The sequence below is a fragment of the Paenibacillus sp. 1-18 genome, assembly GCF_000520755.1.
Lineage (GTDB): Bacteria > Bacillota > Bacilli > Paenibacillales > Paenibacillaceae > Paenibacillus > Paenibacillus brasilensis.
Map to the genome: position 1 here is coordinate 1 of NZ_ASSB01000288.1, position 313 is coordinate 313.

General features: G+C 56.9%; 1 protein-coding gene. It reads right to left on the reverse strand.

The window, feature by feature from the left end:
• A partial coding sequence (locus L693_RS28275; protein ID WP_155983868.1) for an AMP-binding protein occupies nt 1–313 on the reverse strand: 313 nt, incomplete at both ends.

The following is a 313-nucleotide window of genomic DNA, read 5'->3' on the forward strand; positions in this document are numbered from 1 at the left end:
GCTCGATGTATTCCAGGAAGGCGTTCAGCATCGCCGGTACGAAATGCATCGTGCTGATCCTTTGCGCAGCAATCGTCTCCACAATCACTTCCGGGTCTTTCTCCCCGCCGACCGGGAGCAGGCACATACTCGCTCCGACGAACGACCACCAGAACAGCTCCCATACGGAAACGTCGAACGTGATCGCCGTTTTTTGCAGTATTGTATCTCCTGCATCCAGCGGATACGCCTCCTGCATCCAGATCAGGCGGTTGATCACCGACCGGTGTTCGACCATGACGCCTTTCGGCTTGCCGGTCGATCCCGACGTATA